19 protein-coding genes are annotated in these 18,709 nt (G+C 70.7%); 5 read left to right on the top strand and 14 right to left on the bottom strand.

The genetic code is table 11. From position 1 onward, the window contains the following. Window positions 1-68: 68 nt before the first annotated feature. From BLW76_RS35350 to BLW76_RS35320, 7 genes are all read right to left on the bottom strand, one after another. Window positions 69-305, bottom strand: coding sequence for a hypothetical protein (locus tag BLW76_RS35350; protein ID WP_143060746.1), 237 nt, complete (start codon window positions 303-305; stop codon window positions 69-71). 10 nt (window positions 306-315) lie between these two features. Next, entirely contained in the window at window positions 316-1,272 is a 957-nt protein-coding gene (locus BLW76_RS35345; protein WP_143060745.1) for a trypsin-like serine peptidase, read from the bottom strand. 196 nt (window positions 1,273-1,468) lie between these two features. Continuing rightward, the gene (locus BLW76_RS35340; protein ID WP_091315792.1) at window positions 1,469-2,017 is read right to left on the bottom strand and encodes a hypothetical protein; all 549 of its coding nucleotides are present in this window, start codon (window positions 2,015-2,017) and stop codon (window positions 1,469-1,471) included. Between the two features lie 225 nt (window positions 2,018-2,242). Next, window positions 2,243-3,673, bottom strand: coding sequence for a glycoside hydrolase family 43 protein (locus BLW76_RS35335; protein WP_091315789.1), 1,431 nt, complete (start codon window positions 3,671-3,673; stop codon window positions 2,243-2,245). Between the two features lie 53 nt (window positions 3,674-3,726). Next, window positions 3,727-5,499 (bottom strand): DUF1996 domain-containing protein, encoded by a 1,773-nt coding sequence (locus BLW76_RS35330; protein ID WP_091315787.1) that lies wholly within the window; start codon window positions 5,497-5,499, stop codon window positions 3,727-3,729. Between the two features lie 263 nt (window positions 5,500-5,762). Further along, window positions 5,763-6,107, bottom strand: a complete 345-nt coding sequence (locus BLW76_RS35325) for a cupin domain-containing protein (protein WP_244170462.1) — start codon at window positions 6,105-6,107, stop codon at window positions 5,763-5,765. Window positions 6,108-6,124: 17 nt separating this feature from the next. Next, complete coding sequence (locus BLW76_RS35320; protein ID WP_091315785.1) at window positions 6,125-6,682, bottom strand: TetR/AcrR family transcriptional regulator; 558 nt, start codon at window positions 6,680-6,682, stop codon at window positions 6,125-6,127. 102 nt (window positions 6,683-6,784) lie between these two features. Between BLW76_RS35320 and BLW76_RS35315 the strand changes: the two genes are divergently transcribed. The 3 genes from BLW76_RS35315 (at window position 6,785) to BLW76_RS35305 (ending at window position 9,793) form a co-directional block, all read left to right on the top strand. Next, complete coding sequence (locus BLW76_RS35315) at window positions 6,785-7,057, top strand: DoxX family protein (protein WP_244170461.1); 273 nt, start codon at window positions 6,785-6,787, stop codon at window positions 7,055-7,057. Window positions 7,058-7,072: 15 nt separating this feature from the next. Beyond that, complete coding sequence (locus BLW76_RS35310) at window positions 7,073-7,957, top strand: RNA polymerase sigma-70 factor (protein ID WP_091315783.1); 885 nt, start codon at window positions 7,073-7,075, stop codon at window positions 7,955-7,957. Window positions 7,958-8,095: 138 nt separating this feature from the next. Next, window positions 8,096-9,793 carry a post-COAP-1 domain-containing protein gene (locus BLW76_RS35305; protein ID WP_143060744.1) on the top strand — a complete coding sequence of 566 codons (1,698 nt, stop codon included), beginning with the start codon at window positions 8,096-8,098 and terminating at the stop codon, window positions 9,791-9,793. 47 nt (window positions 9,794-9,840) lie between these two features. On the opposite strand, the gene BLW76_RS35300 is transcribed toward BLW76_RS35305, so the two are convergent. From BLW76_RS35300 to BLW76_RS35270, 7 genes are all read right to left on the bottom strand, one after another. Beyond that, a complete protein-coding gene (locus BLW76_RS35300) occupies window positions 9,841-10,662 on the bottom strand; it encodes a hypothetical protein (protein ID WP_091315778.1) in 822 nt (273 codons plus the stop codon). Next, a complete protein-coding gene (locus tag BLW76_RS35295; protein WP_091315777.1) occupies window positions 10,659-11,288 on the bottom strand; it encodes a hypothetical protein in 630 nt (209 codons plus the stop codon). Before BLW76_RS35295 ends, BLW76_RS35300 begins: the two co-directional genes overlap by 4 nt. Window positions 11,289-11,308: 20 nt before the next feature. Continuing rightward, a complete protein-coding gene (locus BLW76_RS35290; RefSeq protein WP_244170460.1) occupies window positions 11,309-12,322 on the bottom strand; it encodes a hypothetical protein in 1,014 nt (337 codons plus the stop codon). A gap of 249 nt (window positions 12,323-12,571) precedes the next feature. Then, window positions 12,572-13,162, bottom strand: a complete 591-nt coding sequence (locus BLW76_RS35285) for a GTP-binding protein (protein ID WP_208613457.1) — start codon at window positions 13,160-13,162, stop codon at window positions 12,572-12,574. Beyond that, window positions 13,143-13,514 (bottom strand): DUF742 domain-containing protein, encoded by a 372-nt coding sequence (locus BLW76_RS35280; RefSeq protein ID WP_091315774.1) that lies wholly within the window; start codon window positions 13,512-13,514, stop codon window positions 13,143-13,145. Before BLW76_RS35280 ends, BLW76_RS35285 begins: the two co-directional genes overlap by 20 nt. Further along, complete coding sequence (locus BLW76_RS35275; protein ID WP_086851216.1) at window positions 13,511-13,936, bottom strand: roadblock/LC7 domain-containing protein; 426 nt, start codon at window positions 13,934-13,936, stop codon at window positions 13,511-13,513. Before BLW76_RS35275 ends, BLW76_RS35280 begins: the two co-directional genes overlap by 4 nt. A 53-nt stretch (window positions 13,937-13,989) precedes the next feature. Then, window positions 13,990-16,389: a sensor histidine kinase gene (locus tag BLW76_RS35270; protein ID WP_091315772.1), complete on the bottom strand. Its 2,400-nt coding sequence runs from the start codon at window positions 16,387-16,389 to the stop codon at window positions 13,990-13,992. Window positions 16,390-16,812: 423 nt separating this feature from the next. Here BLW76_RS35270 and BLW76_RS35265 point away from each other — a divergent pair, with 423 nt between their 5' ends. Both BLW76_RS35265 and BLW76_RS35260 read left to right on the top strand, forming a co-directional pair. Next, window positions 16,813-17,178 carry a hypothetical protein gene (locus BLW76_RS35265; protein ID WP_208613456.1) on the top strand — a complete coding sequence of 122 codons (366 nt, stop codon included), beginning with the start codon at window positions 16,813-16,815 and terminating at the stop codon, window positions 17,176-17,178. A 121-nt stretch (window positions 17,179-17,299) separates the two neighbouring features. Next, window positions 17,300-18,709: a fatty acid desaturase gene (locus BLW76_RS35260; protein WP_091315769.1), complete on the top strand. Its 1,410-nt coding sequence runs from the start codon at window positions 17,300-17,302 to the stop codon at window positions 18,707-18,709.

Genomic DNA, 18,709 nt, shown 5'->3' with positions numbered 1-18,709 from the left:
CGCACGGCTCGAAGGCCCGCTTCCGCCGTGCGGGCGGGAACGGGCCTTCGGCTTCGATCGACTTCGCGCTACCGGCCCTCGGGGGGTGCCGGCATCGGGGCCGGTTCTGCCCCGCGCAGGCGGTCCTCGGTCCAGTAGCCCGGGTCGGTGTGCACCGCCGGTCCGCCGGCCACCTCCGGGGCGGGCGGTTCCGCGGGTGCGGCCGGACCGCCGGCGTCCAGCAACCCGGCGACCGCGGCGGCACCCAGCGCGACCGCCGCCACGGCCAGCGCCACCACCACGACCGTGCGCCTACGGGGAATCACCGCGGCCTCCTTACGGGGCGTGGTCCTTCGCCGCGTTGAAGACAGCCAGCACGTGGTTGTCGTAATACGGCCCGGAATTGTTTCCGTCGAGATTACCCTGCATGGCGCTGATCACGTAACCGAGACCGTTGGACTGATAGTCCTCGAGCCACGGTCCGCCACTCGAACCGCCGCCGAAATTGCAGCCGAGCCGATAGGCGTTGGCGCTCGGCCAGCGGTCGGTCGTGCCCCAGCAGTACCACTGCACTTCGCCGCTGTCCCGGTCTCCCGGGTATCCCGCGATGTGCACGAAACGGCTGTAGCTGCCGTTGACGCGGAAACCGTGGCCGCCTGCCGCGTTGACCACCTTCTGGCCGGAACCGTTGGTGTTCGTCACCACGAAGGCGAAGTCGCGCTGCCAGTTGTTGCTGACCGACCACCCCGTCGAGTAGTGGAACCAGTAGGCGGAGAACCGGCCTCGCGGCTCGGAGCCGTGGTCGTAGCCCGGGATGAAGATCCAGTTCAGCATGACCTGCCCGTTGCCGCCGCCCACGACCGCGCAGTGGCCGGCGGTCACGACAAGCCGTTTCGAACCGCTGTTCACGGCACTGCCGGAGCACATGTACCGCTTGCTGTCCCGCGGGTCGACGTAGTAGATCTTGCCGTTGGTGTAGGAGAACCAGGCGTCCCGGGTCGCCTTGTCGCCCGTCGGCAGCGCGGGGTCGGCGGCGGTCACGGCTTTCGCCGTCAGCGCGGGCAGTTCCTTGTCCGCCGGGCCGGCGGGCGCGGCGGCGGGAACGGCCGAGGCGAGCCGGGACGGTGTCCAGTAGTCGGAAACGATCCGCTGCGCGTCCTCGGCGGAGACGGTTCGCTGCGCTCCCGCGCTTTCGTCCCATACCTGCGCGGCGGAGCCGGTCATCGAATCGGTTTTTGCCACGGTTCCTGCCGTGGCCGGAACGGTGATCAGCATTGACGCGGCGAGCGTCATGGCGGAAATTGCGGCCAGCATCGATCTTCGCTTGAAGATCATTGTTTCCCCTCGGATAAATGTCCGGCCGGTGATTTCGCCGGCCTGGACACGACCGTACTCAAATGATTTTGGTCGAACAACCCGCCGGTTGGCACAGGGGCTTGCGCACCACGGCGCAGTTTCGGTTGCTCGGCCGTTTTCGCGTTCGGGGCGGTCAGGCGACCCAGATCGCGATGCCGCTCATGTACCGGCTCTGCCCGACGGTGCCGACGTACGCGGGCTGGCACACGGGTTCCTGGTACTCGTAGCCCTGGCCCGTCGCCGTGTAGCACAGGCGCACGTTCCGGCCGTAGACCATGAGCGCCTCGAGCCGCCTGGACTCGCCTTCGGTGCCGGCCCGCGCGAGGTCGCACGCTTCGCCGGCCCAGCCGATGTTCTGCAGGTGCGGGCGGTAACAGACGCCGACGTCGCCGCCGTTCACGCCGATCCGGATGGCCTCGATCTGCTTGCCCAGCGTGGGAACGCCGGCTTCTTCGGCGTTGCAAACGGTCGGCAGCCAGCCGAGGTCGGCCACGTGCACGGCGTAGCAGACGTGGACGGCCGCCGGCGCCATCGCGACGCGCTTCGCCAGCTCCCGGTCCACGCTCGCCTGTGCCGCGGCTGCCGCCGCCCCGGCGCTCGCCACGGCCGGCGTCGCGGCCAGCGGCACGGTCGCGAGCAGCCCGGTCAGGACGGCGGACAGCACTCTTCTGCGCAGCTTCATGTTTCCCCCAAGGTGAGATCCCCGTGGGGAGATTACGACAAACCGGGCACCCCGGGAAGCCGCCGAACGGCCGGTCGGGCCGGACGCGGCGCAGGGCTGCCCGAGTTCACTGCCACCTGCCGTCCGGCGGGCAACGTCGGCCGTTGGCCGGGCGTAGGAGTCCAGTGTACCGGAGGACGAGGGCCAGGGTGCTCGGCGGGGCGACGCGCTCGCCGGCGTCGCCGCCTAGCTGCCCGTGGAGTAGCCGAATTCGTGCAGGACGGCACTTCCGTCGCGCACCTCGACGCCGATCATCCGGCCGGTGAAGCCCGCCGCGACCTCGGTGGACAGGTACCGCCCGTCGAACGTGCCCAGTACCTCCGCCCGGTCGTCTTCGCGCAGCACCGACAGTTCGACGAGATCCGGCTCGGCCGCCTCGCGGAACGGGCCCGAAGGGGGCGGCTCGAGCGCCCGGATCCGCAAGGAAACGACCGGCCCGGCCGCGACCGTCGTGACCGGGTGCACGGCCGGGCCGATCGCGACCGTCGCCGTCACGGTGGCGCCGTCCGCCGTGAGGCCGTACCAGTGCCGTTCGTCGATCCGCACCACGAACGCGGCCGTGCCGCGGGAAACGTCGAGCCGGGCCACCGCCGTCCAGTGCTCGTCGAGCGCTCTGGTGAGCAACGCGCGCGTCAGAACCAGCTCGCCGGGGCCGGTCCAGTCGGTGCGGGGAGCCGCGCCCGGCGCCACCCAGCGCGGGTGCAGCTCCGCCGCCGGGAAGGTGTCGGTGAAGCTGTGGTCCGCCGGGGCGACCGGGAACCGGTCCTCGTCGACGACGGGCCAGCCGGCCACCCAGTCCACGCCGGCCAGGAAGGTTTCGCGGCCGTTGACGTGGAACTGCGGTGTCTTGCCGCGGGGCCGGACACCCAGGTACACCAGGGCCCAGCTGCCGTCGGCGCACTCGACCAGGTCGCCGTGCCCGGTGTTCTGCACCGGGTGCGTCGTGCTGCGGTGGGTCAGGATCGGGTTCGCCGGGGCCGGCTCGTAGGGACCTTCGACGGCCCGGGCGCGGGCGATCGTGATCGCGTGGCCGCGTTCGGTGCCGCCTTCGGCGAGCAGCAGGTACCACCAGCCGTCGACGCGGTACAGGTGCGGGCCTTCCGGTGCGGCCAGGCCGGTGCCGTTCCACAGCAGCCGCGGCTCGGCGAGCGTCGCGCCCGTCGCCGGGTCGATCGGCACGCTCGCGATGCCCCGCAGGTCCGGCCGGAACGACGCCCACGTGAGGTGGCAGACGCCGGCGTCGTCCCAGCACAGGTCCGGGTCGATGCCGTCACAGCCCGGCACGGGGACCGGGTCCGACCACGGGCCCGCCGGGTCCTCCGCCGTCACGATCAGCTGGCCCGGATGCAGGATGTTCGTGGTGACGACGTAAAAGAGACCGTCGCGGTGGCGCAGTGTCGGCGCGTAGATGCCCGTGTTCGCCGCGCCCTCGCTCGGCGGCAGCTGGCTCGGCCGGGTCAGCGCGTGGCCCACCAGCTCCCAGGTGACGAGGTCGGTGCTGCGCCGGATCGGGACGCCCGGCACGTACTCGAAGCTCGAATTCGCCAGGTAGTACGTGTCGCCGACCCGGCAGATCGACGGGTCGGGGTGGAATCCCGGAACGATCGGGACCGTCATCGCTGTCTCCTCACGGGTGCCCGCCGCGGACCGCGGCGGGCACCCGCGCGGGGTCAGGCGTTGCAGGTCTTGTTGCGGTTGATGCAGTTGACGACCTGGTTCATGATGCTCTGCGACATCACGTTCGCGAAGTCGTCGTGGTCCGACAGGGGGTTGTGCTCTTCGGACGGGAACGAGTCCACTTTGTACTGCTTCTTGACCTGGATGTCGTGCGGGATGTCGTAGACGAGCGTGGTCCGCAGCTGCGGCACCGCCTTGAACCCGGCGGCGCAGCGCCCGGCCTTGTCCGGGAACACGATGTGCGTGCGGTGGTTGGCGCTGTCGGTGTTCTTGCCGTCCCAGCAGCTCGGGAAGTCGTGGATCCGCTCCACCTTGCTGCCCTCGGGGCAGATCGGGTACTTGTCCGTCAGCCGGTTTTCGAAGCCGGTGCAGGTCCACGCCGCCCGGGTGTTCTTGGTGCCGTTGATGGACGGCTTGGCGTCACCGGACAGCGCACGCAGGAACTTCGGCATCGCGACGACCTTGCCGGCGGCGCTGCCGCGGAAGGTGATGCTGACCTTGGCCGGCCGCTGGATCTGGCCGTCGTTGTCCGGCAGCTCGTTGTTCGCGTCCGGGCCGGGCAGCGGCGGCGTCGCCGTCGCGCCACCGTTGTTGCCGTTGTTGTTGTTCCCCTGGCCGAGGGTGCACGGCGCGAGGGCGTCGAGGCCCTGGGGTCGCGCGGCGGTGCGGCCGATGGCGATGGCCATCCGGTCGATGGTGGCGACGCGCTTGTCCTTGAGCGGGCCGAGGATGGCGTTCTGGACGAAGTTGGGGCCGCCCTGGCCCTGGGTGCTGACGAGCCGCTGGTTCGCCTCCTGGATCTGCGTGTTCAGCAGCTGGAGGTTGCGGTCCACTTCGGCCTTGGCCGACGCCGGTACGGCGGGGAGCTTGCTCGCGACGTCCGGGCAGGTGATCTGCTGGGCCGCGCCCCCGGGGGCGCCACCGCCGTTGCTCACACCGCTGCCGCCGCTGCCGGCCTGCTCCTTGAGCACGCAGGGGGCGAGGGAGCCGAGCCCCTGCGGCTTGGCGGCGGTGCGGCCGATGGCGATCGCGATGCGGTCGGTGGTGGCGACGCGCTTGTCCTTGAGCGGGCCGAGGATGGCGTTCTGGACGAAGTTGGGGCCGCCCTGGCCGCGCGTGCTGACCAGCCGCTTGTTGGCCTCGTCGATCTGCGTGTCGAGCAGGTCGAGGTTGCGGTTGACCTCGGCCATCGCCGAGTCGGGGACGTCGGGCAGCTTGCTGGCGACGTCCGGGCAGGTGATCGCCGGGGAGGCGGCGTCCTGGGCGGCCTGGTCGCGGTCGCCGTCCGCGGGCTTCGCGGGCGGGTTCTTCTCTTCGTCCTCGGTGTCGATTCGGACAACCGGCCAGAAATAGGCGGATTTGTCCCCGTTTTTGCACGTGGTCCCGGCGGCTTCGAGGCTCTTGTTGTTCGAATCCGCGTTCGACGAGAGGTTGCCGACGTAGTCGTGCAGGTGCTGGGCACCGTTGCGCACCCCGGGCTGGGCGACGAAGTTGTCCGGGTTGAAGTGCTGGTTCTCGTTGCGGCCGCAGTCCACGGTGAAGGTGCCGGTGGACGCGCCGCGCGAGTTCGCGGGCGCGAAGTTGTTCGGCGGGACCTTGAGGATGTCGATGTAGAGCGCCGGGTCGGCCGGGTCCGCGCTGGCCTGGCCGGGAGTGCCGAACGTCGTCGACACGGCGATGCCGCCGGCGGCCACGGCCAGCGCGAGGACGCCGGTGGCGATCTTGGTTCGTCGGGAGATGCGGTGCTTTCCCGCGTTTCCGGGCATGAAGGGACTCCATGGGGTTCAAAGGGAAGAGAATCCACTGGCCCGACACCAGTGGCACGGTTCTCTGTTAGCGGTAACAATGTCCGCCTTGTGAAGAGCTAACCGATTCTTTCCGGGAGATCAACGGGCGGCGGGCACGGCGTAATCGTGACCCGTGCGCGCCCCGTTGTCCAGTGCTTTGTCGCGTGAGGAAAGAGTTCGGAAATGTGGTGAACCGCAATGAACCGGGAGCCGTGTACCCAGGTGAGGCGTGGAGTGCGGGGTCAGCTGTCCAGCATGGTCAGGCTGGGCGTCTCGCCTGGTCCGACCGGGAAGTAGGCGAGGAACGTGACGCCGTCCTCCTGCGGGTCGAACCGGGCGATCCGCGCCGATTCGGGCTCGTGGAAGACGTCGCCGGCGGTGAGCAGGGTTTCAGGTTCGCCCTCGATCTGGTAAATGGCCGAGCCCGTTTCGATGCTGCCGAAGACCGGTCCGTTGTGGACGTGCAGCCCGAGGTGTGCGCCGGGGGCGATGGTGATCCGGCGGATTTCGACGTGATCGATGACGCGGGGCGCCGGGAGCTGCTGGTTCATCAGCACCGTGCGCGTGATGGCCGGGGGGACGGGCATGCGGAGCCTCCTGGGGTTCAGCGGGCGGTGAGCAGCGCGAGCACGCCGGAGACGGCCTGGTCGAACGGCTCGGGGGAGTCCGCGGCACGGGCCAGCACGTACCCGCCCTGCAGGACGGCGACGATCGTGGCGGCCAGCGCGGCGGTGTCCGGGCCGGCGGGCAGTTCGCCCGCGGCGCGGCCTTCGTCGAGGACCTCGGTGAGCCGGGCGCGCACGCGCGTGAGGGTCTCGTCCACCGGGGCGCGCAGCTCGGGGTCGGCCACGATGTCGGGGTCCTGGGTGAGCCGGCCGATGGGGCAGCCCTTGAGCACTTCGCGTTCGCGCCGCAGGTACGCGGTGATCCGCTCGACGGCGGTGCCGGGTTTGCGCAGCTGCGCGTCGGCGGCCGCCAGGAGTTCCTCGCCGCTGCGTTGCACGGCGGCCAGCGCAAGGTCCTTCTTGCCCGCGAAGTGGTGGTACATGCTGCCCTGGCCCGCGCCCGCCCGCTGCTGGATGGCCTTGGGGCTGGTGCCGACGTAGCCCCGTTCCCACAACAGCGCGCGGGCGCTGTCGACGAGCTGGTCCCTGGTTCCCATGACCCCGGACTGTACATACCAGTAGGTACAGAAACAAGGCTGTCACAACTCCCGGCCGGGCGGTGTCTGGTGGCCGGACACCCCGTTCGAGAGGAGAACGTCATGGACCTGGCCCTGTGCCTCGCGGCCGGCCGCCGCCGCGCCCGGCTTCGGCAAGGGCATCGGGACGCTGGAACTGCTCGCCGCCTGCCCGCGGTGACCGGGATCGCGCCGGTGCTCGTGCCGGTGACCGCCGTCCGCCGGGTGCTGCTGATGGTGGGTGCGATGATCACCCACGTCCGCCACGGCAGTGCCGCGTTCGCGTTCCTGAACCTGGCCTACCTGGCCGTGGCGGCGTTCGCCGCCTGGGGCCGGTTCGGTCCCTTCCCCGCGTGATCGAAGGAGACGTCAATGAACGACCCGGCGACCGCGACCTTCGTCGCCCACCGGAACCTGCTGTTCACCGTCGCCTACGAGATGCTCGGGTCGGCGGCCGACGCGGAGGACGTCCTCCAGGAGACGTGGCTGCGCTGGGTCGAGGTCGACCTGGCCGGCGTGCGCGACGAGCGCGCGTACCTGGTCCGGATCACGACCCGGCTCTCGCTCAACCGGTTGCGCACGATGCAGCGCCGCAAGGAGGCGTACGTCGGGCCGTGGCTGCCCGAGCCGCTGCTGACGACGCCGGACGTCGCCGAGAACGTCGAGCTGGCGGAGAGCGTGTCGATGGCGCTGATGCTGGTGCTGGAGACGCTGGCGCCGACCGAACGCGCGGTGTTCGTGCTGCGCGAGGTGTTCGACGTCGGGTACGACGAAATCGCCGAGGCGGTGGGGAAGACGCCCGCCGCGGTCCGGCAGATCGCGAGCCGCGCCCGCCGCCACGTGGACGCGCGGCGGCCGCGCGAGGCGGTTTCGGCGCAGGAGACGCGCGCGGTGCTGGAGTCGTTCCAGCGCGCGCTCGAGGGCCAGGACATGCAGGGCCTGCTGGACCTGCTGGCCCCGGACGTGGTGCTGATGAGCGACGGCGGCGGCGTCAAGCAGGCGGCCCTGCGCCCGGTGTCGGGCGCGGACAAGGTGGTCCGGTTCATCATCGGCGGCATCGGCCGGGCCGAGGTGGCGGTGGCCGGGGCGCCGACCGTGGTCAACGGCAACCCGGCGATGGCCTTGCACGTGAACGGCGAGTTCGACGGCATCATGGCGGTGCGGGTGGAGGGTGGCCGGATCAGCGGGCTGTACTTCGTCCGGAACCCGGAGAAGCTGACGCGGGTGGCGTCGGAGACGCCGTTGACCCTGCGCTGAGGGGGAAAGAAGCCGGTTCCCGTAACAGGGAACCGGCGCGGCGCGACCCTGGCTGCGCACGCGAACCCCGCGGGCACGACGGCTCGTCCCCGGCCTCGGCGGATCGGAATCCTGGCACGCCAGGGAAGGGTTGCCACCATGCGAAGAATCTCCGGGGTGCTCCGCATCCCGTTGGTGTTGTGCGGCGCGGTCGCGCTCGCGGTCGGCTTCGCGCCGGCGGCGTCGGCGACGGTGCTCTGGGCCGACGAACAGGCCATGATCACCACGAACACCTACCGCTACTCCTACATCTACGACGTCGGCGTGGGGAACACCATCTCCCACGAGCAGTTCGCGCAGCCCGCGGTCACGGCGTTCTACGGCTCGAAAGGCGGCTTCGACCGCAACTTCATGGTCTGGGCGCCGATCGTGGCGATCGACCGGCCGCACGAGTACTGGAACGGGTGCGACGGGAACACCGGTGGTCTCTGCCCCCACGTCCGCGACGGCCTCCAGCGGATCGACGAGGAGATCGCCACCGGGCAGATCCACGTCAAGTACTGGAACGGCGCGTTCATCGGCGTGGCCTGCGGCAACTGGAACCACGGCGGCACCGGGCCGAAGCCGGTGATCAGCGGGACCAAGTACGAGGACGTCAACGGCGACGGCGTCCGGCAGGCGGGGGAACCGGGCCTGCCCGGCTGGACGATCGACCTCTTCTACAACGGGACGCCGGTCGCGACGGCCGGCACGGACGCCGGTGGCGCCTACTCGTTCTCGTTGAACGCCAACGACATGCCGATCGGTGCGGGGACCTACACCCTGGCCGAACGGCCCCAGGCGGGGTGGGTCCAGTCGCACGCTCCCGCGCCCGTCGCCGTCGGGTACGGCGTGGGGCAGGCGCACTTCGGCGGGAACGACTTCGGGAACTACCGGCCGGCGACCATCGGGGGCCGGAAGTTCGACGACCACGGGGCCGACGGCGGCGGGGCCGGCGATCCCGGGCTGGTGAACTGGACGTTCGAACTGGACAACGGCGCCACCGCCGTCACCGGATCCGACGGCGGGTACGGCTTCTCCGGCCTGCGACCCGGCACATACACCGTCCGCGAACGGGAGCAGGCCGGCTGGCGCCGGACCACGCCGGCCTCGGGGAGCACCACCGTCACCGTGACCAGCGGCCAGGTGGCAGGCGGTGTCGACTTCGGGAACGTCTGCCTCGGCTCGATCGCGGTGACCGCCCCGGACGGCGTGGCGGTCCGCGTCGACGAGGTGACCGTCCCGGGCGTCCTGGCGAACGACCCGCCCGCCCCGCGCACGGCGTCGGGCAGCGCGACCGTCGGCGGGCTGCTGCCCGGCACCTACCGGGTCACGCTGACCCTGCCGGACGGCGTCTTCACCACCGATGCGGACCTCACGTCACTGGACGGGAAGTTCGCCATCGTCAAGACCGTCACGGTCGCCGAGTGCGGGACGACCGCGGTCGCGCCGCCGTTCGTCACCTCGCAGCCCGGCAAGATCACCGGCGGGATCCGGGTTCTCGTGCCCGGCGGCACCGCCACCGCGGGCTTCGAGTTCATGCAGCGCAAGGAAGGCCCGCGCGGCACGCTCGAATACAACGACCACGGCAACGGGATCGACCTGCACACCTCGGACATCACCGGGATCTCGGTGTCCGGCCAGGACGCCTACGTGTTCGGGCACGCCGTGCTGAACGGGGTGACCACGGGCTTCCGGCTCCACCTCGTGGACGCCGGTGAACCCGGCCGCGCGGACCGGTTCGAACTGCTGCTGGCGAACGGGTACTCGGCCGGGTACGGCCAGACCCTCGACGGCGGGAACGTGCAGATCCACTGAGCTGACGATCCGGCGGTGTGCTTCCCCGCACGCCGCCGGATCCGGCTTCACCCCAGCCGCTTGTCCCAGCCGGCGAAGGCGTCGACCAGTTCCTGCGGTGCGCCGGTTTCCCGAAGGCGGCGGGATTCCGCCTCGATGTAGTACCGGTACAGCGGAACCAGCCCCGCCGCCAGCTCGGGCTCCACTTCGGCGGGCTCGAGCTGGTGACCCGCGCGGACCCGCTGTGCCAGCCGGACCAGCGACGCCGCCGGGGCGTCCGGCTGCGCCAGGTACCACTCGATCGCTTCGTCGTTGTTCGCCGCGCGGCCCGTCGGGGTCGTGCCCGAATACAGGAACCGCACCGGGAACAGCACCGCCTTGGTGAACCACACCTTGTCCACCAGCAGCCGCTTCGGCGCCGTGAACTCGGCTGTCACCTCGTCCGTCGCCAGGACCGCGATCGCGAACCCCGCGCTCTCCAGCAACAGCTCCGCCGCCTCGGGGCGAGCCACCTCCGCGCGGACATCCGAACCGACCAGCACCCGGCCGTCGTCGGCGAGCTGCAGGCGGTCCAGGGCCGGGAACCGGCCGTCTTCCCGGCCCTCGCGCAACGCCGGCAACGACGCCCAGAACACCGAAAGCTTGCGGTGCAACGGGCTTCGCTCCTGCAGCGCCGCCGTCGTGGCTTCGACTGCCGAACGGACGTCGTCGCCGGCTTCGGTGAGGACGAGGGCCAGGTCGATGTCGCTCGCGGCCGCGGAGTAGCCGCCGTAGGCCAGGCTGCCCAGCAGGTACGCGCCGATCAGGCGCTCTCCCAACGCTTCCTGGTAGGCGTGCGCGGCCTCGACGGCGATTTCGCGGGCCGCGACCGCCGGTTCGGTGGTCGTCATGCCGCCACCGTATCGCGGCGGGCGCACTCGGCGATGCGGTCGGAAACCACGCCGATCACCTGCCACGCCCGGTCCAGCACCTCGATCACCGCCTCCGGCGTCCAGTCGCTGCGGCCCCGCAGCACCTCGTAGCCCATCTCGAGGTGCTCGACGTCGGCTTCGTCGTGCAGCTCGAAGTATTCGTCGTCGGGGAACGCCTTCGTGCCGGCCTGGCTGAACACCAGGCTGCCCGCCTCCAGGGCCAGGTGCGCCAGGACCGCGCGCTGCACTCCGGGCAGGATCGTGAACTGGTCGACGAACCAGGAGGCGCCCATCTCGATCACCGGGTCCCACACCAGTTCCCGGTCGTCCGCGCGGCTGCGGGCCAGGATCCTGTCGTGGCCGACCTCTTCGGCCTGGTGCTCGCACGCGAGCGCGCGCAGCTGCGGGTCGCTCTCGAAGGTCACCCGGGCGCTGATCATCCGCTGGAACGCGTTCGACCACGGCTGCAGGTACGTGAGCACCGCCTTCTTCGTCTCGGCGGTGGTGTTCTCGTCGGTCAGCAGCCGGATCAGGTCCGACGCTTCGTACTCCCGTTGCCGCCGCTCGTTGTGGCGGGCGACGCGCTCGACGTCCTGCTCGGTCACGATCTGCTCCTTAGGGTGGTTCATCCGAGGTCGACGGGCGAAAGCGGGGCGGGGGCCGGCCGGTCGAAGACCGGGAACCGGAAGTACGTGGTCACGTCGCCGCGGCGGCCCGCCGCGCGGAAGCTCACCAGTTCCAGCACGCCCCGTGCGTCGCCCGGCGGCCCGGGGGCCAGCGCGGCGGCGAGGGTGCGGAACCGGCCGGGGTCGACGCCTTCGCCGTGCAGCAGCGTGGCCGTGCGCTCCACGGCTTCGCGGTCGTCGGGCGCCAGCGCGGGCAGCCGCAGGTACGTCGTGGACTCGGCGGCGCGGTCCACACCGGACCGGAAGGCCAGGCAGCTCAGCGCCGCCTCACCGGCGTCCGCGCCCGCGCCGGCCAGCGTCCGGTAGGCGGCCCGCGCCCGGGCCGGGTCGTGGTTCCGCGCGACGGCGGCGACGCGCTCGACCTCCGCGAGCCCGGCCCCGTGGTTGCGGTAGTAGATCTTGACGCGGGCCTGCGCGTCGTCGGTCAGGTCGACGGCGAAGAACTCGATTTCGCGGTCGCCTTCGACGGTTTCGACACGGCGCCGGGTGTCGTCCCAGGCTTCGGCCATGCCCAGTCGCGCCATGGCTTCGGCCACGGCGGCCTCGCGGTGCGCGTGCGGCCAGGAGTACAGCCCGAAGTACGTCTTGTGGACGACCTCGGACGGGGGCCGCCAGGCGATCGAGTGCCACAGCGGCGCCGGTGACGGCCGGCCCGCGCGCGGGGTGAACGTCTCGCGGACGTGGTCGAGGCGCCGGCTGCGGAAAACGCTCTCACCAGGCCAGACCACCTCGTGGTCGAGGCTGTCGAACAGCACCCGCAGCTCCGGCCGCGCGCCGGACCAGTTGACCGACATCTCCGCCGGGAAGCCGTCGTCCGCCACATAGGACGGCTGGGCGGGGACCGGGCCGATCCGCTCGTGCGCCCACGTCGGCAGCAGGGACCGCAGCATCCGGGTGGTCCGGACGGACTGCTCCACCGGGACATCCAGCGCATCGCACGCGGTGGACCACATGCCGCACAGGAAATCGCCGAAGAGACGACCCTGTGCCGGATAGTTTTCCCTTATATATTCAGGAAACTCGGGCACGCGACTCGTCACGCCCGGATGCTATCAGTTGGATGCTTGCTCAACTAAAAGTCTGCACCCGGGTGGTCCAGTCAATTGGGCCATGTGGGTACGCCGGTGCCCGTCGCGGCCACGCAGGGCCACAACGGACACCGGGGACGTCCAGTGCGGACAAAAGCGGACAACGCGCAGGTCTCAGACCCGCGCCGGCACCACGGTCATCGCGTGCTTGACGAGCCGGATGAGCGCGAGCTTGCTGGAGTCGCGGTCGCGTGCGTCACACATGACGATCGGCACACGGTCCGGGACGACCAGGGCCTCGCGGATCTCGTCGGCGGTGTAGCGCGGGGCGTTGTCGAAGCAGTTCACCGCGACGACGAACGGGATCTTCCGGCGCTCGAAGAAGTCGATCGCGGCGAAGCTGGTCTCCAACCGCCGGGTGTCGACCAGCACGACCGTCCCGATCGCGCCGCGGGCCAGGTCGTCCCACATGAACCAGAAGCGCGCCTGGCCCGGCGTCCCGAACAGGTACAGCACGTGCCGCGGCGAGATGGTGATCCGGCCGAAGTCCAGCGCGACGGTCGTGGTCGTCTTCCGCTCGACGCCGGACAGGTCGTCGATGCCGGCGCTCGCCTCGGTGAGCACCTCTTCGGTGGTCAGCGGCGGGATCTCGCTGACCGAACCGACCATCGTGGTCTTCCCGGCGCCGAACCCGCCCGCGATGATGATCTTGACCGGCGTGGGGACCAGCTCGGCCCCGGTGCCGTCAGTACTTGATGAGGCCATCGAGAACCGCCTGGAGAGTTTCGAGGTCCGGCGACTGCGCCGGGTTGTGGGCAGGGGACCGCGTGATGACGAGGCCGCGTTCGATCAGGTCGCCGACGAGCACGCGCACGACCCCCAGCGGGATCTTGACGTAGACGGCGATCTCGGCGACCGAGACCGGGTGCCGGCACAGCTGCACGATCGCCACGTGCTCCGGGCCCAGCCCGGTCGGCTCCTGCTCCGACCGCAGGGTCATCACCTGCGTCGACAGGTCCAGCCGCGCGGTGCCGGCCGGCGTCCGGCCGCTGGTGATCGTGTACGGCCGGACCAGCGGCCCGGCGGCTTCGTCGTACCAGCCGTCTTCGGCACTCATGTGGCCTCCCGGAGCACCGACGCCGCTTCTCGCGGCGCGGACGCCATGTAGTCGCCGACGCGCTTGACGAGCCGGCTCATCTCGTAGGCGATCATTTCGACGTCGACGTTGTCGGCGGCCAGCACGGCGAGGCAGGCGCCCTGCCCGGCCGCGGAGACGAACAGGTAGCCGCGCTCCATCTCGATCATGTTCTGCAGCACCGGGCCGCGGTTGAACTGCTTGCTCACCCCCTTGGCGAGGCTCTGCAGGCTGGAGGCGATGGCCGACAGCTGGTCCGAGTCGTCCTTGCTCATCCCGGCCGACTTGCCGATGAGCAGCCCGTCGGCGGACAGCACGATGGCGTTCTGCGCGCCGACCACGCGGTTCACCATGTCGTCAAGCAGCCAGTTGAGATCGGGTTTGGGGTTCCCGTACTCGTTCATTCGACGTCAGACCCTGACTTTCCTGTGTGGACTTTCCTGTGTGCTGCCGGGGATTACGAGTCGTCGTCCGGGCCGCCGCGCCCGCGGCGGGTGCCCTTGTGGAACGCCGCGAGCGTGCGCGCGGTGCCCTCACCGGGCGCCACGACTTCGTCCTCGCTGTCGTCGGGCTCCTTCTCGAGCTGGGCGACGAGGTTCTGCTGCGGCTCGCGCCGCGGCAGCCGGGGCCGGTCGTCGGTCGGCTTCACCTCCGTGGCCGGCGTGATCGCCGCGGCCGGCTCGGGCGTCACCGCCGGCACGGAGGGCAGCGCGTCGGGCGGGGTGAGGGCGCGTGCCGGGTACGGCCTCGGCTTGCTGTCTCGCTTCATCGGGATCTGACCGCTGAACGAGCTGGGCGAGTCCATCGTGCGGAGCGAGCTTTCTGCCGCTTGCGGCGCCGGGGCACCCACCGGGGCGAGGACCGCGGTGGTCTCGGCCGGCGAGGTGTCCCCGGTCTGGTCGGCGTGCTCGCCGGCCAGGTGCTGGGCGGGGATGAGGACGGTGGCGCGGAGGCCGCCGTAGCGGGACGGGTCGAAGGTGACGGTGATGCCGAGCCGGGCCGCCAGCCGCGCGACCACGAACAGGCCGAGGCTGGAGTCGGCCCGCAGCGCCATCGCGTCGAACTCGGGCGCCTCGGCCATCATGGCATTGGCCCACTCGCGGACGCCGTCCTTCATGCCGAGCCCCTGGTCCGACACGTCGACGACGACGCCGCGCGCGACCATCCGGCTGGTCACCTCGACCGGCGAGCCTGGCGGCGAGAACGACGTCGCGTTGTCGACCAGCTCGGCGACGAGGTGGATCGTGTCGGCCACCGCGGCGCCGACGATCGCGACGTCGGGCACCTGCTCGACCTGGACCCGGGCGTACTGCTCGGTTTCCGAGACGGCCGCGCGCAGGACCTCCATCAGCGGCACCGGCTTGCGCCAGCGGCGGCCGGGCTGCTTCCCGCCGAGGATGATCAGGTTCTCGGTGGTGCGGCGGGCGCGGGCGGCGAGGTGGTCGAGCTGGAACAGCGCCGCCAGCTGCGTCGAGTCGTCCTCGCGCGCTTCCATCTCGTCGAGGATCTGCAGCTGCTGGTGGACCAGCACCTGGTTGCGGTGCGCGATGCCGAGGAACACGTTGTGCACGCCGCTGCGGGCCTTGGCCTCGCTGGCCGCGGCGTTGACGGCGGTCAGCTGGGCGACGTTGAAGGCCTCGGCCACCTGGCCGATCTCGTCGCGGCCGTGGTCGAGCCGGGGGAGCTCTTCGGTCAGGTCGACGGGTTCGCCGCTCTTGAGCCGCTCCACGATGTCCGGCAGCCGGTTGCGGGCGAGGTCGAGCGAGTCGTTGCGCAGCCGCGCGAGACGAGTCATCAGCGCGCGGTCGACGAGCGAGCGGGACACCCGCACCGCGACGATGATCGCGGCCAGCGAGGCGAGCAGGGCGACGATGCTGCCGATGATGACGTTGCGCAGCTGCGCGTCACCGGCGTCGATCGCCGCCGCCGAGACCTTGTCCGCCTGGGTGATGGCGAGGTCGTTGAGGCCCTGGGCGACCTGGGTCGTCGCGTTCTGCCAGTCCGTTTCGGACACCGGCACGGAGTTCTGCTCGCCGGCGGCCCACGGGCCGTGCTTGACGATCGCCTCTTCGGCGGTCGCCAGCTGCCGCCACGCGGTGCCGGCGGTCAGCGCCTGGTACTTCTGGCGGACGCCCGGGTCGAGGAACGGCTCGATCTGCGCCAGCTGGGTGCGGTAGATCCCGGACAGCCGCGCGAACTGGGCGAAGTCGTCCGGGGCGAACGTGCCGGCGGCGAAGGCCGTCGAGACCAGCGACGTCTCGCGCGACATCATGTCCCCGGCGCGGAAGACCGACGTCGCCGTGATGCCGCCGGTGGCCGCCTCGGCGTCGGGGACGACCCGGGCCTGGGTGTCGAAGAGGTTGGACGCGGTGTCCATCACGCCGTTGTAGTAGGAGTTGACCTGGGCGCGGTCGATGCTGCGGAAGCTGATCTGCGAGCGCAGCACGGGCAGCTGGTCGAACTGGGACTTCAGCGCGTTCACCTTGGACGCGATCTCGTCCGGCGCGTTGGAGATCGTCGCGGCGAAGGCGTCCTTCAGCGCGGAGAGCTTTTCGTCGGTGGCCTTCTGCTGTTGCTGGAGCCGCGCCGGCCCGAGTGCCGGGTCGTCGAGGTACTGCAGCGCGGTCTGGCGTTCCTTCTGGAACTCGGCCAGCGCGGTGGCGGCGGGGATGGAGACCTCACGGACGGAAGCCGCGACCAACCGGACGTATACGCCATTGAAGAGGAAGTAGGACGAGACGGCGATCCAGAGCACCAGCAGTGTCACACTGGGAATGAGAACGGTCCTGGTCAGCCTTTTGCGGATCGACTTGTCGTACGGCTTGTCCGACTCGTCCCTGGGGTCTTTGTTCAGCACGGCGGTTCACGAACTCCTGAGTGACGGTCGGCGAGGAATGGGGACCCGGACGAGGAAGCGGACACGACGATGGGACACAGCGGCCGCCGTCACCCGTCTTCGCCTCACCCTCCGTGTTGCCGCAGAATCGATCAGGGTCCGTTTTTTACCACGAACCCCTGACAGCCGTTCGGCGCGGCCCGCCTTGCGGACACTCGTCCGCGAGGCGGCGAACGGCGTTTACCATCTGCTCCGGGGTGATTACCGGCATTTCCTCTGGTACTGGCGGTGCGGGTGAATTCACGCTGTCGAGCACTGGGCCGAACGGGTGAAAGTGAATTCCGCCGGATCGGTGTGTTCGCTGGTTCACGGCGGAGGAAAGAAGGGAACCGGCGGTGCCCGGAAGTCCCCTCGGCGGAAGGGGTGGCCGATAGGGTGGGTGGCATGTGCCGGTACGCGGAGTCGACCTACAAGGTCCACTACGTCTGCGTGCCTTGCCGGCGGAGTGGCAAGCACGCCTGGGACGGCGCGGAGCACCTCTGCCCGGAGTGCCGCCGTCCGATGGTGTTCGCCGGCCACGACTTCGCGGCGCCCCCGCGCCGGGACGGCTCGGGATGGGCGGCGGTCGCGGCGGTCGTCGAAGCCGGGTTGCGGTACGAGGGCTTCGAGCCGTGCGGGTGCGGTCGTGCGCCGGAGTTCCGGCCCCGGACCGCGGCGCAGGTGCGGGCCCGGCGGCGGGTCGCCCGGCGCGCGGGGGTTTCCGAGGCGGCCGCGCTGGCCGCGCGGGATCCGCACGACCTCGTCGACTGAAAACGGGATTCGGTCCGGCCGGGATGTCGAGCTGCCGCAGTGCTTTACATCAGCCGAGTGATTGTCAAGCCGACTCGACATCCGCTATCGTCATGTCCACTCAGCCGCCAAGGAGGGTGTGATGAGCGAAGCGACCGGGACCCTGCCCGCCGGCTCGACCGAGCTGTGGCGCGACCGCAAGCGGTACCTCTGGCTGATCGGCCTGGTCGTGCCCTCCCTGGCGTTCCTCGCCATCGGGCTGCACGCCGCCACCGGGTGGGGCGGCTGGTTCTGGATCGGGCCGGTCGTGATCCTGGTGATCGTGCCGCTGATCGACCTCGTCGCCGGGCTGGACCGGAGCAACCCGCCCGACGACGTCATCGCGCGGCTGGAGAACGACCGCTACTACCGGTGGATCACCTTCGCGTTCCTGCCCGTCCAGTACCTCGGCTTCGCGGCCGCGTTCTGGCTGATCGCGCGGGGCGAGCTCACCGTGGCCGACAAGATCGGGCTCGCCGTGTCGATCGGGTGCGTCGGCGGGATCGGCATCAACACCGCGCACGAACTCGGCCACAAGAAGGAGAGCCACGAGCGCTGGCTGTCGAAGATCGCGCTCGCGCAGAGCTGGTACGGGCACTTCTACATCGAGCACAACCGCGGTCACCACGTCCGCGTGGCCACACCGGAGGACCCGGCGAGCAGCCGCGTCGGCGAAAGCTTCTACCGCTTCTGGCCGCGGACCGTCTTCGGTTCGCTGAAGTCGGCGTGGCGGCTGGAGCGCAAGCGCTACGCCCGGCGTGACCGCCATCCCTACCGGCTCGGCAACGACGTGCTCAACGCGTGGCTGATGTCCGCGGTGCTGTGGGCGGCGATGGTGGTGTGGCTCGGCCCGGGTGTCCTGCCCTACCTGGTGATCCAGGCGGTCGTCGGGTTTTCGCTGCTGGAGGTCGTCAACTACATGGAGCACTACGGCATGCTGCGGCAGCGGGTCGGGGCGCCCGGGCGGCGGCGGTACGAGCGCGTCGACCCCAGCCACAGCTGGAACTCCAACAACATCGCCACGAACGTCCTGCTCTACCACCTGCAGCGGCACAGCGACCACCACGCCAACCCGACCCGCCGCTACCAGACGCTGCGCGACTTCGCCGAGTCGCCGGTGCTGCCCACCGGGTACGCCGGCATGATCGTGCTGGCGCTCGTCCCGCCGCTGTGGCGCCGGGTGATGGACCCGCGGGTGCTCGCCCACTACGACGGCGACATCTCGCGCGCCAACATCCAGCCCGGCAAGCGGGCCCGGGTGCTGGCGCGCTACGGAACCCGCGTCACGGCGGCTTCGCGGGAAATCGCCGACACCCACGGCGACGCCACCGAAGGCGGCATGTGCCCCGGCTGCGGGTACGTCTACGACGAGCGGCGCGGCGACCCGCGGGAGGGCTTCCCGGCAGGCACGCCGTGGGCGGCGATCCCGGACACCTGGTGCTGCCCGGACTGCGGCGTGCGCGAGAAGGTCGACTTCGTGGCACCGGGGCGGGTGGGCCCGGCCGGGCCCTAG

Origin of the sequence: Amycolatopsis tolypomycina, assembly GCF_900105945.1 — a bacterium.
Taxonomy (GTDB): domain Bacteria; phylum Actinomycetota; class Actinomycetes; order Mycobacteriales; family Pseudonocardiaceae; genus Amycolatopsis; species Amycolatopsis tolypomycina.
This window is presented reverse-complemented; position numbering and strand designations above follow the sequence as displayed.